This is a genomic window from Zobellella endophytica (assembly GCF_003012775.1).
In the GTDB taxonomy this organism is placed as follows: Bacteria; Pseudomonadota; Gammaproteobacteria; order Enterobacterales; family Aeromonadaceae; genus Oceanimonas; species Oceanimonas endophytica.
Genome location: NZ_PXYG01000044.1, coordinates 1 through 256, shown reverse-complemented (window position 1 = coordinate 256; position 256 = coordinate 1). Strand labels below are relative to the sequence as shown.

1 rRNA gene is annotated in these 256 nt (G+C 55.5%); it reads left to right on the top strand.

The features are described 5' to 3' along the window. Window positions 1-256: ribosomal RNA gene (locus tag C7H85_RS19365) — 23S ribosomal RNA — on the top strand; the annotation flags it as partial.

Sequence of the window (256 nt, the reverse complement as noted above, 5' to 3'; positions counted from 1 at the left end):
ACTAAGCGTACACGGTGGATGCCTTGGCAGTCAGAGGCGATGAAGGACGTGCTAACCTGCGTTAAGCACGGGTGAGCTGGTAAGAAGCGCTTGAGCCCGTGATGTCCGAATGGGGAAACCCACTGCATTTTGTGCAGTATCGTTGCGTGAATACATAGCGCAGCGAGGCGAACCGGGAGAACTGAAACATCTAAGTACCCCGAGGAACAGAAATCAACCGAGATCCCCTTAGTAGCGGCGAGCGAACGGGGGCCAG